This window comes from Pseudomonas sp. Pseu.R1 (assembly GCF_045764065.1).
Taxonomy (GTDB): domain Bacteria; phylum Pseudomonadota; class Gammaproteobacteria; order Pseudomonadales; family Pseudomonadaceae; genus Aquipseudomonas.
Genome location: NZ_JBJGEE020000001.1, coordinates 5273242 through 5291209, shown reverse-complemented (window position 1 = coordinate 5291209; position 17968 = coordinate 5273242). Strand labels below are relative to the sequence as shown.

Annotated in this window: 10 protein-coding genes, 2 tRNA genes and 3 rRNA genes; 9 read left to right on the top strand and 6 right to left on the bottom strand. The window is 56.4% G+C overall.

Features of this window, described 5'->3' with window-relative positions:
• Nucleotides 1-29 precede the first annotated feature (29 nt).
• The 5 genes from rrf to ACI5GA_RS24115 form a co-directional block, all read right to left on the bottom strand.
• A 5S ribosomal RNA gene (gene rrf / locus ACI5GA_RS24135) occupies nt 30-145 on the bottom strand.
• 138 nt (nt 146-283) lie between these two features.
• Nucleotides 284-3173 (bottom strand): 23S ribosomal RNA (locus tag ACI5GA_RS24130).
• A 242-nt stretch (nt 3174-3415) separates the two neighbouring features.
• A tRNA-Ala gene (locus tag ACI5GA_RS24125) sits at nt 3416-3491 on the bottom strand.
• A gap of 7 nt (nt 3492-3498) precedes the next feature.
• Nucleotides 3499-3575 (bottom strand) — tRNA-Ile (locus ACI5GA_RS24120).
• Between the two features lie 79 nt (nt 3576-3654).
• Nucleotides 3655-5191: ribosomal RNA gene (locus tag ACI5GA_RS24115) — 16S ribosomal RNA — on the bottom strand.
• Together the 16S, 23S and 5S rRNA genes with 2 tRNA genes alongside form the textbook arrangement of a ribosomal RNA operon.
• Before the next feature lie 634 nt (nt 5192-5825).
• Here ACI5GA_RS24115 and rhtA point away from each other — a divergent pair.
• A complete protein-coding gene (gene rhtA / locus ACI5GA_RS24110) occupies nt 5826-6710 on the top strand; it encodes a threonine/homoserine exporter RhtA (protein WP_421424569.1) in 885 nt (294 codons plus the stop codon).
• Nucleotides 6711-6887: 177 nt separating this feature from the next.
• Nucleotides 6888-7178: a hypothetical protein gene (locus ACI5GA_RS24105; protein ID WP_421424568.1), complete on the top strand. Its 291-nt coding sequence runs from the start codon at nt 6888-6890 to the stop codon at nt 7176-7178.
• A gap of 78 nt (nt 7179-7256) precedes the next feature.
• On the opposite strand, the gene ACI5GA_RS24100 is transcribed toward ACI5GA_RS24105, so the two are convergent.
• Complete coding sequence (locus ACI5GA_RS24100) at nt 7257-9065, bottom strand: aminopeptidase P family protein (RefSeq protein ID WP_421424566.1); 1809 nt, start codon at nt 9063-9065, stop codon at nt 7257-7259.
• 918 nt (nt 9066-9983) lie between these two features.
• Here ACI5GA_RS24100 and ACI5GA_RS24095 point away from each other — a divergent pair.
• From ACI5GA_RS24095 to ACI5GA_RS24065, 7 genes are all read left to right on the top strand, one after another.
• Complete coding sequence (locus ACI5GA_RS24095) at nt 9984-10769, top strand: hypothetical protein (protein ID WP_421424564.1); 786 nt, start codon at nt 9984-9986, stop codon at nt 10767-10769.
• A gap of 66 nt (nt 10770-10835) precedes the next feature.
• Nucleotides 10836-11957 (top strand): DegT/DnrJ/EryC1/StrS family aminotransferase, encoded by a 1122-nt coding sequence (locus ACI5GA_RS24090; RefSeq protein WP_421424563.1) that lies wholly within the window; start codon nt 10836-10838, stop codon nt 11955-11957.
• A 49-nt stretch (nt 11958-12006) separates the two neighbouring features.
• Complete coding sequence (locus tag ACI5GA_RS24085) at nt 12007-13521, top strand: lipopolysaccharide biosynthesis protein (protein ID WP_404639980.1); 1515 nt, start codon at nt 12007-12009, stop codon at nt 13519-13521.
• A gap of 3 nt (nt 13522-13524) precedes the next feature.
• Nucleotides 13525-14454 carry a glycosyltransferase family 2 protein gene (locus ACI5GA_RS24080; protein ID WP_421424560.1) on the top strand — a complete coding sequence of 310 codons (930 nt, stop codon included), beginning with the start codon at nt 13525-13527 and terminating at the stop codon, nt 14452-14454.
• Nucleotides 14444-14896: a low molecular weight protein-tyrosine-phosphatase gene (locus ACI5GA_RS24075; protein WP_404639976.1), complete on the top strand. Its 453-nt coding sequence runs from the start codon at nt 14444-14446 to the stop codon at nt 14894-14896. The genes ACI5GA_RS24080 and ACI5GA_RS24075 overlap by 11 nt, the downstream gene beginning before the upstream one ends.
• Nucleotides 14897-17110, top strand: coding sequence for a polysaccharide biosynthesis tyrosine autokinase (locus ACI5GA_RS24070; RefSeq protein ID WP_421424558.1), 2214 nt, complete (start codon nt 14897-14899; stop codon nt 17108-17110).
• A gap of 54 nt (nt 17111-17164) precedes the next feature.
• Nucleotides 17165-17965, top strand: a complete 801-nt coding sequence (locus ACI5GA_RS24065; protein ID WP_421424557.1) for a WbqC family protein — start codon at nt 17165-17167, stop codon at nt 17963-17965.
• Nucleotides 17966-17968 lie beyond the last annotated feature (3 nt).

Sequence of the window (17968 nt, the reverse complement as noted above, 5' to 3'; positions counted from 1 at the left end):
GCTTTCGCAAACGGGGTTCTGCAATTGAATCTTGACGATGACCTACTCTCACATGGGGAAACCCCACACTACCATCGGCGATGTATCGTTTCACTTCTGAGTTCGGGATGGGATCAGGTGGTTCCAACACTCTATGGTCGTCAAGAAATTCGGTGTGCCGACTCGTCTTTCGACGCTTCAGCAAATCAGGTATGTGATATCCGTTCGTGACGCAAACTCTCGGTTCGTGTCGTCTCCACAGTCACCGCAATCCGGCCCTTGGCTCAAATTGCTTGGGTGTTATATGGTCAAGCCTCACGGGCAATTAGTATGGGTTAGCTCAACGCCTCACAGCGCTTACACACCCCACCTATCAACGTCGTAGTCTTCGACGGCCCTTCAGGGAACTCAAGGTTCCAGTGAGATCTCATCTTGAGGCAAGTTTCCCGCTTAGATGCTTTCAGCGGTTATCTTTTCCGAACATAGCTACCCGGCAATGCCACTGGCGTGACAACCGGAACACCAGAGGTTCGTCCACTCCGGTCCTCTCGTACTAGGAGCAGCCCCTCTCAAATCTCAAACGTCCACGGCAGATAGGGACCGAACTGTCTCACGACGTTCTAAACCCAGCTCGCGTACCACTTTAAATGGCGAACAGCCATACCCTTGGGACCGGCTTCAGCCCCAGGATGTGATGAGCCGACATCGAGGTGCCAAACACCGCCGTCGATATGAACTCTTGGGCGGTATCAGCCTGTTATCCCCGGAGTACCTTTTATCCGTTGAGCGATGGCCCTTCCATACAGAACCACCGGATCACTAAGACCTACTTTCGTACCTGCTCGACGTGTCTGTCTCGCAGTCAAGCGCGCTTTTGCCTTTATACTCTGCGACCGATTTCCGACCGGTCTGAGCGCACCTTCGTACTCCTCCGTTACTCTTTAGGAGGAGACCGCCCCAGTCAAACTACCCACCATACACTGTCCTCGATCCGGATGACGGACCTGAGTTAGAACCTCAAAGTTGCCAGGGTGGTATTTCAAGGATGGCTCCACGCAAACTGGCGTTCACGCTTCAAAGCCTCCCACCTATCCTACACAAGCAAATTCAAAGTCCAGTGCAAAGCTATAGTAAAGGTTCACGGGGTCTTTCCGTCTAGCCGCGGATACACTGCATCTTCACAGCGATTTCAATTTCACTGAGTCTCGGGTGGAGACAGCGCCGCCATCGTTACGCCATTCGTGCAGGTCGGAACTTACCCGACAAGGAATTTCGCTACCTTAGGACCGTTATAGTTACGGCCGCCGTTTACCGGGGCTTCGATCAAGAGCTTCGCTTTCGCTAACCCCATCAATTAACCTTCCGGCACCGGGCAGGCGTCACACCCTATACGTCCACTTTCGTGTTTGCAGAGTGCTGTGTTTTTAATAAACAGTCGCAGCGGCCTGGTATCTTCGACCGGCATGGGCTTACGGAGCAAGTCCTTCACCCTCACCGGCGCACCTTCTCCCGAAGTTACGGTGCCATTTTGCCTAGTTCCTTCACCCGAGTTCTCTCAAGCGCCTTGGTATTCTCTACCTAACCACCTGTGTCGGTTTGGGGTACGGTTCCCGATTATCTGAAGCTTAGAAGCTTTTCTTGGAAGCATGGCATCAACCACTTCGTGTTCGAAAGAACACTCGTCATCAGCTCTCGGCCTTGAAACCCCGGATTTACCTAAGATTTCAGCCTACCACCTTAAACCTGGACAACCAACGCCAGGCTGGCCTAGCCTTCTCCGTCCCTCCATCGCAATAACCGGAAGTACAGGAATATTAACCTGTTTTCCATCGACTACGCTTTTCAGCCTCGCCTTAGGGACCGACTAACCCTGCGTCGATTAACGTTGCGCAGGAAACCTTGGTCTTTCGGCGTGGGTGTTTTTCACACCCATTGTCGTTACTCATGTCAGCATTCGCACTTCTGATACCTCCAGCAAGCTTCTCAACTCACCTTCACAGGCTTACAGAACGCTCCTCTACCGCATCACCTAAGTGATACCCGTAGCTTCGGTGCATGGTTTGAGCCCCGTTACATCTTCCGCGCAGGCCGACTCGACTAGTGAGCTATTACGCTTTCTTTAAAGGGTGGCTGCTTCTAAGCCAACCTCCTAGCTGTCTAAGCCTTCCCACATCGTTTCCCACTTAACCATGACTTTGGGACCTTAGCTGACGGTCTGGGTTGTTTCCCTTTTCACGACGGACGTTAGCACCCGCCGTGTGTCTCCCATGCTCGGCACTTGTAGGTATTCGGAGTTTGCATCGGTTTGGTAAGTCGGGATGACCCCTAGCCGAAACAGTGCTCTACCCCCTACAGTGATACATGAGGCGCTACCTAAATAGCTTTCGAGGAGAACCAGCTATCTCCGAGCTTGATTAGCCTTTCACTCCGATCCACAGGTCATCCGCTAACTTTTCAACGGTAGTCGGTTCGGTCCTCCAGTCAGTGTTACCTAACCTTCAACCTGCCCATGGATAGATCGCCCGGTTTCGGGTCTATTCCCAGCGACTAGACGCCCTATTAAGACTCGCTTTCGCTACGCCTCCCCTATTCGGTTAAGCTCGCCACTGAAAATAAGTCGCTGACCCATTATACAAAAGGTACGCAGTCACCTAACAAAGTAGGCTCCCACTGCTTGTACACATACGGTTTCAGGATCTATTTCACTCCGCTCTCCGCGGTTCTTTTCGCCTTTCCCTCACGGTACTGGTTCACTATCGGTCAGTCAGTAGTATTTAGCCTTGGAGGATGGTCCCCCCATGTTCAGACAAGGTTTCTCGTGCCCCGTCCTACTCGATTTCATTGACAAGAGGTTTTCGCGTACAGGGCTATCACCCACTATGGCCGCACTTTCCAGAGCGTTCCGCTAACCTCAAATCAACTTAAGGGCTGGTCCCCGTTCGCTCGCCACTACTAAGGGAATCTCGGTTGATTTCTTTTCCTCAGGGTACTTAGATGTTTCAGTTCCCCTGGTTCGCCTCTTGCACCTATGTATTCAGTGCAAGATAACGGTCTTGTGACCGCTGGGTTCCCCCATTCAGACATCTCCGGATCACAGTCTGTTTGCCGACTCCCCGAAGCTTTTCGCAGGCTACCACGTCTTTCATCGCCTCTGACTGCCAAGGCATCCACCGTATGCGCTTCTTCACTTGACCATATAACCCCAAGCAATCTGGTTATACTGTGAAGACGACATTCGCCGAAAGTTTGCTATTCACAAACTTTACCTTAGCCTGAAGTTCCACCAGTGAAAGTGGCCTTCAGTCTATCTTTCTATCACATACCCGAATTTTTAAAGAACGATCTGATCAAAGACCAGAAATCAACATTCATCATCAGCCTGATGGAATGCTCATTTCTAAGCTTTAAGCAACACAAGCAGCGGCAAACCAGTAAATGGTGGAGCCAAGCGGGATCGAACCGCTGACCTCCTGCGTGCAAGGCAGGCGCTCTCCCAGCTGAGCTATGGCCCCAGGGAACTGGTAGGTCTGGGCAGATTTGAACTGCCGACCTCACCCTTATCAGGGGTGCGCTCTAACCAACTGAGCTACAGACCTATTAAAGGCTCTGCTTATCGTCTTCTTCAATGAATCAAGCAATTCGTGTGGGAACTTGCGAAGCAGCCGAGTCTTCGATTAAGGAGGTGATCCAGCCGCAGGTTCCCCTACGGCTACCTTGTTACGACTTCACCCCAGTCATGAATCACACCGTGGTAACCGTCCTCCCGAAGGTTAGACTAGCTACTTCTGGTGCAACCCACTCCCATGGTGTGACGGGCGGTGTGTACAAGGCCCGGGAACGTATTCACCGCGACATTCTGATTCGCGATTACTAGCGATTCCGACTTCACGCAGTCGAGTTGCAGACTGCGATCCGGACTACGATCGGTTTTATGGGATTAGCTCCACCTCGCGGCTTGGCAACCCTTTGTACCGACCATTGTAGCACGTGTGTAGCCCAGGCCGTAAGGGCCATGATGACTTGACGTCATCCCCACCTTCCTCCGGTTTGTCACCGGCAGTCTCCTTAGAGTGCCCACCATAACGTGCTGGTAACTAAGGACAAGGGTTGCGCTCGTTACGGGACTTAACCCAACATCTCACGACACGAGCTGACGACAGCCATGCAGCACCTGTCTCAGTGTTCCCGAAGGCACCAAACCATCTCTGGTAAGTTCACTGGATGTCAAGGCCTGGTAAGGTTCTTCGCGTTGCTTCGAATTAAACCACATGCTCCACCGCTTGTGCGGGCCCCCGTCAATTCATTTGAGTTTTAACCTTGCGGCCGTACTCCCCAGGCGGTCAACTTAATGCGTTAGCTGCGCCACTAAAATCTCAAGGATTCCAACGGCTAGTTGACATCGTTTACGGCGTGGACTACCAGGGTATCTAATCCTGTTTGCTCCCCACGCTTTCGCACCTCAGTGTCAGTATGAGCCCAGGTGGTCGCCTTCGCCACTGGTGTTCCTTCCTATATCTACGCATTTCACCGCTACACAGGAAATTCCACCACCCTCTGCCCTACTCTAGCTTGCCAGTTTTGGATGCAGTTCCCAGGTTGAGCCCGGGGCTTTCACATCCAACTTAACAAACCACCTACGCGCGCTTTACGCCCAGTAATTCCGATTAACGCTTGCACCCTCTGTATTACCGCGGCTGCTGGCACAGAGTTAGCCGGTGCTTATTCTGTCGGTAACGTCAAAACAGCAAGGTATTAACTTACTGCCCTTCCTCCCAACTTAAAGTGCTTTACAATCCGAAGACCTTCTTCACACACGCGGCATGGCTGGATCAGGCTTTCGCCCATTGTCCAATATTCCCCACTGCTGCCTCCCGTAGGAGTCTGGACCGTGTCTCAGTTCCAGTGTGACTGATCATCCTCTCAGACCAGTTACGGATCGTCGCCTTGGTGAGCCATTACCTCACCAACTAGCTAATCCGACCTAGGCTCATCTGATAGCGTGAGGTCCGAAGAGCCCCCACTTTCTCCCGTAGGACGTATGCGGTATTAGCGTCCCTTTCGAGACGTTGTCCCCCACTACCAGGCAGATCCCTAGGCATTACTCACCCGTCCGCCGCTGAATCAGAGAGCAAGCTCCCTTCATCCGCTCGACTTGCATGTGTTAGGCCTGCCGCCAGCGTTCAATCTGAGCCATGATCAAACTCTTCAGTTCAATACTGCAATCGGGTTTTGAGAAAACCCTATAAACTTGGCTCAGCAATCGTTGGTTAAACCATGATTTCTCGTGGAGTAATTTGCGATGCTGATAATCTGTTGACTTCAGTCTTACAGCGCAAGCACCCACACGAATTGCTTGATTCAGTTGTTAAAGAGCGGCTGGTCAAGAATCTTTCGTCTCAACCGAGGCGCGCATTCTACAGCAGCGTCTCATCTTGTCAAGCGGTTATTTTCAGAAGTTTTCAAAATTTCTTTTTCAACTTCAACCACTTGCGCTTCGTTCGATTTGGCATCTCACGTTAGCGGGAGGCGAATTCTACAGCGTTACTCGCTGCTGTCAACACCCTTTTTTTCACCGCTTTCGATTCGAGCCAAGCCGGAAAACCGAAGCACTTCCAACCCTATCTAGAAACCGTTAACTCGTTGATCTACAAGGAGTTTTCGGTTCCGACTGCGCCGGAAGTGGGGCGAATTATAGAGACATCTGAAGGGGCGTCAACCATTAATTTCGTTTTTTGCCAAAATCCCCATAAATCGGAAAATTGCGCACTATATTGCTCATTGATCGATTCTTCCGCATTATTGCGCCCTTTCTTGCTCTGCCTACTACTCTTCGGACCCCTTTAATAATGAACGCTAAGCAAAACGGCCTGAGTTCGGTCGTTCTTCCCGTTGCCATGCTGCTGATCGCCATGGCTTCGGTCCAGACCGGCGCCTCGCTGGCCAAATCACTGTTCCCCGTCGTCGGTGCCCAAGGCGCCACTGCCCTGCGCCTGGTTTTCGCCAGCGTGCTGATGTTGCTCATCCTGCGCCCATGGCGGACAACCTTCACCTCAGCCTCCCTGCGCGCGGTGCTTATATATGGCATCGCGTTGGGCGGGATGAATTTCCTCTTCTATATATCTATCCGGACAACGCCTTTGGGAATTGCGGTGGCCCTGGAGTTCACAGGCCCATTGGCGGTTGCCTTGTTCCACTCGCGCAAGGTGACCGATTTCATCTGGATCGCGCTGGCGGTCACCGGCCTTGCCCTGCTGATCCCAACCGGGCACGCAGAAAGTCTGGACCTGACCGGCGCGCTCTACGCGTTGGGGGCAGGCGTGTGCTGGGCTGCTTATATTCTGTTCGGTCAGAAGGCCGGCGCGGATCACGGCGTTCAAACGGCAGCATTGGGCGTTCTGATCGCTGCAATCTTTATTGCACCACTCGGCGTGGCCCATGCAGGCAGTGCGATATTCGACACAGAACTGATTCCCGTCGCTTTGGGTGTAGCGATCCTGTCCACTGCGTTGCCTTATAGCCTTGAGATGATTGCCCTGACCCGCATGCCGGTACGCACCTTCGGCACACTGATGAGCATGGAGCCTGCCGTTGGCGCGTTATCCGGCCTGGCATTTCTGCACGAAAACCTGACACTGACCCAGTGGTTTGCCATCGGAGCCATCGTCATTGCATCCGCGGGGGCGACGTTGACCACACGCCCGGAACCCGCCGCACTCGTGCCCAGTGACTGATTTTTTTACGCTCGTTACACGATGTCGCTGGTATTTGTAACGCCGTTGCGCCATGTTTACGTCCTGCCCTCATCCAGTATGGAGCTTCACTCGGACGGAAACAGTTGATGGCCAACGCAAACGAGCGAACTCAAGCGGAAGACTGAGCGGTCCGATCCCGGTCAGGTAAGGAAATGAATGAAGTACATTTTAATAATCCTGGCGGCCTTGACTGTCGCCGGGTGCGCGGCCACTTCAAAGCCAGTCAAGAGCAAGCGGGGACTGCACATAAATTGCTCCGGCCTTTCGTCCTCCTGGGACAAGTGCTACCAGATGGCAGCCGACTCTTGCGAGTCGAAGCAGTACCGAGTCATCGCCAAATCGGGAGACGCAGCCGAAGAACCGGGTGACTTTCCGCTGGGTCTCAATCCCGCAGGTTACACCAGCCGCAGCATGATCATAGTCTGCAAGAAACCAACCCAACCTTGATGCAGCTGACGCACCCTGTCGGCAGTCCCGCTAGAATCCATGCAGATGCCACACCGCTGAGACGGTGCGGCATTGCCCTCAGACAGCCGCCGTCCGCGTCTCCAGCCAAGTCAAGGCCGCGCCGTCAACCAACGGGCTCAAGCGATGCCTGACCTGAGCGTGATAAGCGTTAAGCCATTCCTTTTCTTCCTCAGTCAGCAAACCGATGTCCAGGCAACGGGTATCGATCGGGCACAACGTCAGGGTCTCGAACTTGAGAAACTCGCCAAATTCGGTTTTGCCCGCTTCCTGATTGATGACCAGGTTTTCGATGCGCACACCCCATTGCCCCGGACGGTAGGTGCCCGGCTCGATCGACGTGATCATCCCCGGTTGCATGGCCGTTTGCGGCGTCGTGGCAGCCTGATACGCAATGACTTGCGGACCTTCGTGCACATTAAGGAAGTACCCCACGCCATGCCCGGTGCCGTGACCGTAGTTGACGCCCTCGGCCCAGATCGGTGCGCGAGCGATGGCGTCGAGCAATGGCGACAGGATGCCTCGCGGAAATTGCGCACGGGACAACGCAATCACGCCCTTTAGCACACGGGTGCAGTCCCTCTTCTGCTCCGCGCTCGGCGTGCCGATTGGCACCATGCGCGTGATATCTGTGGTGCCCCCCAAGTACTGACCGCCAGAGTCAATCAACAGCAGGCCATCACCCTCAATCTGCGCATAGGCCTCTTCAGTGGCACGGTAGTGCGGCATTGCGCCGTTGCCATTGAAACCAGCAATGGTGGCGAAACTCTGGGAGATGTAACCCGGCCGCCTGGCACGGGCAGCGCCGAGTTTTTCGTCGATGGTCAGTTCACTGACAGGCTCGTTGCCCAACGCCGAATCCAGCCAGGCGAAGAATTCGCACAAGGCCGCGCCGTCCTGCTCCATCGCCTGACGAATGTGCTGCGCATCAGCCTCGCTCTTCTGCGATTTGAACAGGGTCGTGGGATTGAGCCCTTCAACCAGGCTCACTTCGCTGTCCAGGTAATCGAGCAGACCGCAGGTCACGCGCGCAGGATCCACCAGCAGACGCGCTTCTTTAGGCACCTCACGCAACGCGGCACCAATGTGAGTGTAATCGCGCAAGATGATGCCCTCGCCTTCCAGCGTCTTGCGCAGTGCCGGGTTCACTTTTTCCGGCGCGACGAACAGGCTCACGCTGTCCGGGCCGATCAAGGCGAAGGAAATGAACACCGGGTTATAGGAAACGTCTTCACCGCGCAGGTTGAACAACCACGCGATGTCATCCAGGGTGGCGAGAAAATGCCAATCGGCTCCACGCTCGGCGAGCACGCTGCGCAGCCGTGCCAGCTTTTCTTCACGGCTCTGAGTGGCCTGCGGTGCCACATGCTCATAGATGGCTTGCGTCGGCAGCGCCGGACGGTCGTCCCAAAGCTCGGTCAATGGGTCAAGATCGGTGCGCAGCCGGGCGCCGCGTTCATAGAGGTTGCTCGCCAGGGTCCGTGACGATGCCACCGCCAGCACCGCGCCATCGACGGCGACCACCGAATCAGCGCTGGCCTGATCGGCCAGCCACTCTAGCGGACCTTGCTGACCCGGCTGCAGCTTGACCAGCTCAATACCGCTACCCGCCAGTTCTTTAGCGGCCTGTTCCCAATAGCGACTGTCAGCCCAGAGACCAGCGAAATCCTGAGTGACGATCAAGGTGCCGACCGATCCGTGAAACCCTGACAACCATTGACGCCCTTGCCAGTACCCCGGCAAGTATTCGGAAAGGTGAGGATCGGCCGATGGCACCAGCCAGGCATCGATACCTTCACGACTCATCAGGGCGCGTGCCTGCACCAAGCGTTGCGCCACCACTCCAGTGGTTTTCGACTGCGTATTCATTGACTCTCCTGCTGACCGGATCGGTTTGCACCGTACCCGTCAGATAATGGAGGACGACTCGAACGGGAGCAACCGCATGCCCGTGTCGAAGGATGACAGTCCACCTCCAAAGAACCGCTTGAAGGCACACAGTTAGAAATAGCCTGACATTACACAGGGGTAAATACTTCAAGACATGGCCGTCTCACGCGTCACGGCGTTCGCTGTTAATCGAATGGAAATAAATACCCTAAAACGAGTAATTACCCCTGTTCATTCAGCACGTCATTAGTTCCAGAATTATTAACTAACAGGACCCGCATCCCGTTCAATTAATGAACGCCATAAAATTGCCTTCCATGGAGGGTGACTGACTTTTGGCGGTATAAAATTGTCTACCCACGCGCTTTTGCGGGCTCAACGCCATTACGAATCGCCGCTGGAAAAGCGTCAGCGCACCGTGATGGAGCATTGATGTTTTTTTGACTTCGTTAAAAATCAATAACTTATATAGCCAAATCCCCCGTTTATCAAAAATTTAACAGAATGTTGGCGAAATAAATTGACAGACTCTGCGCAGCCGTCGATATATATGCCTGTCTCATGTTTTCCTGTTTTAGCAGGGCGGCCACAGAGCCGTGCGCGGAGAACATTCAGACTTCATCACTCTGTATCTGCCAACGAAGTTTGCAATCCCCACGGTGCGTTTCTCGCGCCGACGGGAAAGTGTTGGCCAAAAGAAAGTGTTGCGAAATGACTGAAAGTGTCCGGTCGGGCGGTAGCTTTGCCCATCGACTCGCTCAGGCCGACCTTCACGACATACGACGGATATCAGAGACAGCGAACACCACGGCAGGATCTGCAGATTCGGGCGGTAGCGTGCCTGAACCCCCTTTGCCAACGCTGTGCTCTGCTTCATGACTACAGGGGCGCGAGGCAATGCCTTTATCTTTCGACACGGATGAGCAGCTGGCCATGCGTCTGGCTGACGAAATCGATGCCAACGGCTTTGCAAAACTCAGTGGTGCCGTCAATGACACCGACCTGCAGCAACTGCGGACCTGGACGGACGAACAGGCGCAGAAGCATCACGGTGAATACTTCGCGTACCACGGCGAAGGCATGCTGGGCGAGAGCCTGTTGGCCAGTTATTGGGCTGACCCACGCTTCAAGTCGCTGCTGGCGGGCCTTTATCGGCACGCCGCGCAACGCGACCCACTCAGCGACCGGATTTTCCCGGTACTGCGCTGCGTACAGGGCGACATCGGCAAACGCGAGTCCAACGCCTTTCACTACGACGCAAGCCTGGTAACGGCACTTATTCCTGTGTTCATCCCCACCGAAGGTGAAGAACGCGGCGATCTGATGCTGTTTCCCAACATTCGTCGGGTGCGCTCATGGGTGCTGTTCAATGTGATCGAAAAGGCGCTGTTACAGAACAAGCTGGCGCGCAGCTGGATCATCAAGGGCATGCAGCGCAATTGGCTCAAGCCCTACATCCTGCGCCTGGAGCCCGGCAACGTTTATTTCTTTTGGGGCTATCGCACGCTGCACGCCAACAAGACATGCAGCCCTGGCCTGAAACGCGCCACCGCGCTGTTCCATTTTGGTGATCCACACACAGGAAGCCTGGCGACTCGCCTGATCCTCAGAATCAACCAGGGCCGGGCGCGGCGTATGAGCAACAAGGTCGGCACTCAGCCGCCCGCGTCCCATCCGCGTTGAGCCCTTGCTTCGACAGCCAGCCTGCTACACACGCCTTCACGCTTTGCATCAGAAATGGAGACTTCGATGATCAACGTAACCAAGACTTACCTGGGCGATATCGACAAGTTCAAGACGTACGTCGAAGGCATCTACGCGCGTGGATGGCTGACCAACCACGGGCCACTGGTGTGCGAGCTGGAGCAGCGCCTGAAGGATTATCTGGGCGTCAAGCACGTGATTCTGACCAACAACGGCACTCTCGCCCTGCAAGTCGCCTATCGCGCTCTGGGGTTGAGCGGCAGCGCCGTGACCACGCCATTCAGTTTCGTGGCCACCAGCAGCTCGCTGCAATGGGAAGGCATTCGTCCAATCTTCGCCGACATCGATGCGCAGACCTGGAACATTTCCCCGGAACACATCGAGAGCCGCATCGTCTCGGACACTACCGCCATCGTCGGCACTCACGTGTTTGGCAACCCGTGTGCGGTGGAACGCATCGAAGAGATTGCCCGTCGGCGCAATCTGAAAGTGGTGTACGACGGCGCCCATGCCTTTGCCGTGCGCCATGCCGGTCAGTCAGTGCTCAACTGGGGCGACATCAGCACCTTGAGCTTCCACGCCACCAAGCTGTTTCACACCATTGAAGGCGGCGCGATCATCACCAACGACGACGAACTGGCGCGCCGTATCCATTTGCTGTGCAACTTCGGCATCGTTGACGTCGACAAGATCGACGGCATTGGCATCAATGCCAAGCTCAACGAATTTTCCGCGGCGATGGGGCTGTGCATTCTCGACGACATCGAGAACATTCTTCAGGAGCGCGCTGAAATTGCCCACTGCTACACCACTCGCCTGGGCGATTACGTCGATCTGCAAAAGCCGGAAAACAACAGCGAGTTGAACCACAGCTACTACCCGGTCGCCCTGAGCGACGAGCAGCAACTGTTGCGTCTGCGCAGTGCCCTGAACACCAACGGCATCAACCCGCGCCGCTACTTCTACCCGTCGCTGGACACCCTGGAATACCTGCAACCGCAAGCGGCGCAAACCGCTTCGCGCTCACTGAGCGAACGGGTGCTGTGCCTGCCGATTTATCCGGGCCTGCAACGGGAAGATCAGGAACGGGTGATCAACACCGTGATCGCCGAGTGCAGTCTGGGCCATGCCTCGTACCAGGTGCCCGATCTGGCGCATGTGATCTGACACCGGCTGAACGCAACACGCCCACGTTTCTGGCGAGAAAGGACACCCCATGCAAACCAAGCGCTCAGTCATACGCAACACTGCGTTGAGCTATGCCGGACAGGCTTACACCTTGCTGGTGGGCATCCTGATCATGCCGTTCTACCTCGGTCACATGGGTGCCGAGGCCTACGGCCTGATCGGTTTTTTTTCGGTCTTGCAGGCCTGGCTGCAACTGTTGGATGCGGGCCTGTCGCCGAGCCTGGTGCGCGCGGTGGCGCATCAGCAGGCCGCTCAGACTCAGGATTTTTTGTCAGGTCGTCTGCTGCGCTCGTTCGAGATCATCTTTCTGCCATTGACCGGGGCCTGCTGCGCGGCGATGTACCTGGGCAGCGAATGGATCGCGGTGCACTGGCTCAACGCCAAGGAGTTGTCGACACGGACGCTGGTCGAGTGCATCGGCCTGATGGGCATCGTGATCGCTCTGCGCCTGTATTCGACGCTGTACAAAAGCGGCATTCAGGGCCTTGAGCAGCACGCCTGGCTGAACCTGGCCAACGTCATCATTGCCACCCTGCGCTACTTCGGCGGATTGTTTCTGGTGAGTACGATTTCCAGCGATCCGGTGCTGTTCTTTCAGTTTCAAGCGCTGGTGGGCCTGATCGAAACCCTGATCTTCGCCGCTCGCGCGTACCAGCAGATGCCGACGCCCTCATGGCTGACCGGCTTCGACTGGCACCTGGTGAAGCCGATCATTCCGTTCGCGGCGAGCATGTCGGGCACCGCAGTGTTGTGGATCGTGCTGACCCAGATCGACAAGGTGCTGCTCTCCGAGCTACTGCCGCTCAATGAGTACGGCTACTTCTCGCTGGTGGCGCTGATCACCACCGGGATCATGATGCTGAGCAACCCGCTGGCGCAGACGCTGCTGCCGCGCCTGACGGTGTTGATGGCCGAGGGCCGACGGGATGACATGCACGCGCTGTTTCTGGCTGCCAACCGTTTTGTCTGCACGTTTCTGTTCCCGCTGGCCGCGCTGATCGCCTTGCATGCCCACGACATGGTGTATGCCTGGTCCGGCGATCGACCGGCGGCCGAATGGAGCCGACTGATCCTGCCGTGGTACTCGCTGGGCAGCGCGATCATGGCTGTCAGCGCGTTTCAGTTTTACCTGCAGTACGCCTACGGCCAGATGCGTTTGCATGTCTGGTACAGCGTGATTTCGGCGCTGATCACGGTGCCGACGATGGTCCTGGCGATTCATTTCTACGGCGCGCTTGGGGCCGCCATTGCCTGGTTCGTCCTGCGTTCGGTGTCGTTCGCCATCTGGCCGATGGTGGTGCACCAACGACTGGCACCGGGGATTCACGGTTTGTGGCTGCGCGACATCATCCGCATCAGCGTGATGACCGCCGTGGGCCTGGCGATCAGCGAACCGGTGTTGCGCCTGATCGCTGACGACAATCGCTTCAACACGTTCATGGGTCTGGCCGTCAGCGGCCTGATCACGCTGATGGTGGTAGCAGCAAGCTACAAGCCACTGGTGACGAAGATTTCCGTCTTGTTCAGCAAATTGAGTACTTAAGCCATGGATGCTATTAGCAAAAAGATGCCGTTGTCGGCGTCCGCCGCACCCCTGGTCAGCATCGTCTGCCCAGCCTACAACCAGGAAGCCTATATCGCCCAGACGCTGGACGGCTTTCTGATGCAGGAAACGTCGTATGACGTGGAAATCCTGGTCAACGACGATGCCTCCACCGATGGCACCGCCCGCATCATCGCGGAATACGTCGAGCGCTATCCGACGCTGATCCGCCCCTTCTACCACGAGACGAACCAGTATTCGCAAGGCAAACCCTCGGTGCCGCGCCTGTTTGGCGAAGCCCGTGGGCGCTATATCGCGTTCTGTGAAGGCGATGATTACTGGACCGATCCGCGCAAGCTGCAAATCCAGGTGGAATTCCTCGAAAACCACCCCGATTACGTGCTGACCTACCACGACGCGATCCCCTTCGACGTCAACGGCCAGTACGGCATCCAGTTGCAGGGCAAGCTGCGCGGCGACGCCACGGCGCTTGAGCTGCAAAAGGCACGCCCCATCTCGACGCTGACCACGGTGTTTCGCAACGTCTTCGACTCGCTGCCCAAAGAGCTGATCGGCGCGCCGCTCAACGATCTGGTCTGGTGGTCGCTGCTCGGCGCCTATGGCAAGGGCAAGTTCATGGGCGAGATCAAACCGGCGGCCTATCGCATGCACCCCGGTGGCGTGTTCTCCATGCGCTCCAACAAGCGAAAACTGCACATGGCACTGCAAACGTCGGGCGCACTGGCCAATTACTACAACCGCTTGGGCAACGACGAACTCTATGAGTATTTCCTGATGGAACTGGTCGGTTACTCCATGTCCGCGATCACGCCCCAGCGCAAGGCTCAGACCCTGTTGCAAGTGGGCAGAAACTTCAGCACCAACATCGGCAAAAGACTGATGACGACCTTCAGCAAAGGTCATGTTCAGTAACGTGTTAGTGGTCTGCGTCGGCAATATCTGTCGCAGCCCCATGGCCGAAGCCATGTTCCGACAACGCGTACGCAATGATCGCGTGGCCATCTCGTCGGCAGGCACCCACGCCATGCTCAGCTCAACCATGGATCCACTGGCCCGGGCCGTGTTGCACGTCAACGGCGTTGAAGCCCATCGCCATCGCAGCCGTCAGATAGACCGCCAGATGCTGTACGACGCGGACCTGATCCTGCTGATGGAGCATCGCCAGACCCAAAGCGTACTGAAGCTGGCCCCCGAAGTGCGCGGCAAGACGTTTCTGATTGGCAAGTGGCAGCAGGACATGGAAATCGCCGACCCGTACCGGCGCCCGAAATTAGCCTTTGAACAGACCTACGAGCAGCTCTCGCGTTGCGTCGACGACTGGCTTCCTTATCTTCAGTCAGGAGATCCAAGATAAATGACCGCTATGAACCGTACTTCCCTGGACGACGTCCAGGACTCCCGGATCGATCTGGCGACTATCTTGCGCACACTATTCGATCACAAGGGAATGATTGCAGCGATCGTCGGGGTCTGCATTCTGCTGGGGCTCACCTACGCCGTGCTCGCCACGCCGATTTTCCAGGCCAACGCGATGATTCAGATCGAGCCGAAGAAAATCGGCATCGAAGGCCGCACCGAGGTCAGCAGCAAACCGCTGTCGGTCTCCCAGGCGACCACCGAAATCGAGCTGATCAAATCCCGCGCCGTACTGGGCAAAGTGGTCGATGACCTGAAGCTCTACATCATCCAGAAGCCCAAGTACGTGCCTGGCATTGGCGGCTATATGGCCCGTCATTTCAAGCCGGATCATGACGGAGAACTGGCCGCGCCGATGTTCGGTCTGGACAGCTTCGCCTGGGGCGGCGAGAAGATCGACATCTTCCAGTTGGAAGTGCCTGACGCGCTGCTGGGCGAGAAGATGACCATGGTCATCGACAAACCTGACAACTTCACCCTGTATGACGAAGACCACAACAAGCTGCTCAGCGGCCCGGTCGGTCAGACGGTGGAAGGCAGCGGCGTGAAAATTCAGGTGGCGGCCCTCAATGGCCGTCCTGGCACCGAGTTCCGGGTGATTCGCCAACGCACCCTGACGGCTGCTCTGGATTATCAGGATCGCCTGAAAATCATCGAAGCGGGCAAGGATTCCGGGATTGTCTACCTGTCGATCCAAGACCCCGATCCGGTACTGGCCAAGCGCATTCTCAACGAAGTCAGCCGCCTGTACGTGCGTCAGAACGTGGAGCGCAGCTCGGCTGAAGCGGCTCAGCGTCTGGAATTCCTGCGTTCGCAACTGCCTGCCGTGCGCAAGCAACTGGAGCAATCGGAAATTGCCCTGAACAATTTCCAGACCAGCGCCAAATCGGTGGACCTGAGCGTGGAAACCAAGTCGGTGCTCGATCAGGTGGTCAAGCTCGAAGGCACGCTGTCGGACCTGAAGATGAAGCGGGTCGACGTGGAGCGTCTGTACACGCCTGAACACCCGACCTATCGCGGCCTGATGACGCAGATCGGCCAGGTCGAAGCGCAAAAAGCGGCGCTGTTGAAGAAAATCGAAACCCTGCCTGCGACCCAGCAAGAACTGCTGCGCCTGAACCGCGACATGCAGGTCACCTCGCAGACCTACACCCTGCTGCTGGACAAGAGCCAGGAGCAGGACATTCTGCGCGCAGGCAGCATCGGCAACGTGCGCATCATCGACAATGCCGACGCCAATGTCGAAGAGCCGGTCAAGCCAATGCGCAAACTCATCGTACTGGTGGCTGCCCTCGTCGGCCTGCTGGTGGCGGTGGCGACGGTGTTCGTGCGCCAGGCGTTCTACCGTGGCATCGACAACCCGGACGTGATCGAAAACCTGGGCATGCCGGTGTACGCCTCGTTGCCGTTTTCCCGTCAGCAGGAGCGCATGGACAAACTCGGCAACCGCTCGGGCAACAAGGAACCGCGTCTGCTCAGCGTCAGCGCGCCGACGGAACTGGCCATTGAATCGCTGCGCAGCCTGCGCACCAGCCTGCATTTCGCGATGCTGGAGGCGCGCAACAACGTGCTGATGATTTCCAGCCCGACGCCGGGTGTGGGCAAATCGTTCGTCTCCAGCAACCTGGCGGTGATCATCGCCCAGACCGGCAAACGGGTGCTGTTGATCGACGCCGACATGCGCAAAGGCTATCTGCACAAGCTGTTCAACCTGACGCCCAAACACGGTCTGTCCGACACCCTGGCCGCGCGGCTGAAGAGCAAGGAAGTGATCAACCACACCGAAGTGCGCAACCTGGACTTCATTTCCTGTGGTTTCGCCGCGCCCAACCCGTCGGAGCTGTTGATGCATGACAACTTCAACAAGCTGATCACCGACCTGTCGCCGCTGTACGACCTGGTGATCGTCGATACCCCGCCGATCCTGGCCGTCACCGACGCCACGCTGGTGGGTCGTCAGTCGGGCACCTGCCTGCTGGTCACCCGGTTCGGCCTGAGCAGTGCCAAGGAAATCGAGGCGTGCAAACGCCGTCTGATGCACAACGGCATCCTGATCAAAGGCGCGATTTTCAACGGGGTGCTGCGCAAGGCGTCGACGGCCGACTATGACTGCGCCGCCTACGGATACGACTACACCACTGTCCGGAAATAACCGAAAGCCCTGCGCGAGCGCGGGGCGTGATTCACAGCAGTAAAGGAGACGTACATGGCCAGGACCATCGCAGTGATGCAACCCTACCTCTTTCCTTACTTGGGGTATTTTCAACTGATCGCCGCTGCAGACGTCTTCGTCCTGGGAGACGACCTGCAGTACGTGCGGTCCGGCTGGGTCAATCGCAACCGAATCCTGCACAACGATGAGGCGCGGTTGATCAGCTTCCCGCTGAAGAAAGACCGCTTTCAGTTACAGATCAATCAGCGGCAACTGTGTGATCGCTTCGCCGAAGAGGCCGAACGGCTGATCGCGTTGATCGCCGAGAGCTACGAAGAGGCACCCTATTTCGCCCAGGTCATGCCGCTGATTGAACGGTTGATCCGTTTTCCACAGCAGAACATTGCGCTGTGTGCCGAACATGCAATTCGCGAGTTGTGCGCCTATCTGCACATCGTGACGCCGATCATGCGCAGTTCTGACCTGATTCTTGGCAATCCCGCCGACAAGCAGGAGCGCATTATCCGAATCGCGCACACTTTCGATGCGACCACGTTCATCACGCCGGAAGGCGGCTCGGTGGTGTACGACCGGGACCATTTCGCACGTAACGGCCTGCTGGTGCGATTCTTCCGGATGAATCCGGTGGAATACCGGCAGTTCAGACAACCTTTCGTCGCCAATCTGTCGATCATCGACGTATTGATGTTCAACTGCGTGGAGCAGGTTCAACACATGTTGACCCATTTCCAGCTGGACAAGAACCCGCCCGCTGCCGAGCCCGGATTGCTGGCCCGAATGACGCACCACCCTGAGCTTGTATCAACTCTGTCGAACCGGATTGCAGTGGAGTGATCA